This window comes from Chitinophaga agrisoli (genome assembly GCF_008386695.1).
Lineage (GTDB): Bacteria > Bacteroidota > Bacteroidia > Chitinophagales > Chitinophagaceae > Chitinophaga > Chitinophaga agrisoli.
Genome location: NZ_VUOC01000181.1, coordinates 1 through 241 on the forward strand (window position 1 = coordinate 1; position 241 = coordinate 241).

The window sequence follows — 241 nt, forward strand, 5'->3', positions numbered from 1 at the left end:
TATCTGTCAATTCGGTTCGCTACGAAGCGCGAGCTAAATCTTAGCCATGGTGCGTATGAACGTATTGAGTGACGCCTTAAAATCTATACATAATGCTGAAAAGCGAGGGAAAAGACAAGTCCTCATCAGGCCCTGTTCCAAAGTCATCGTTAAGTTTTTAACAGTGATGATGAAGCACGGTTACATCGGAGAGTTTGAAATCGTTGATGATCACAGAGCTGGCAAGATTGTTGTAAATCTC

General features: G+C 42.3%; 1 protein-coding gene. It reads left to right on the plus strand.

Annotation, left to right across the window (positions count from 1 at the left end; genetic code table 11):
- Positions 1-46: 46 nt before the first annotated feature.
- Positions 47-241: 30S ribosomal protein S8 (rpsH, locus tag F0L74_RS34885; RefSeq protein ID WP_149842266.1), on the plus strand; the 195-nt coding region annotated here is incomplete at its 3' end.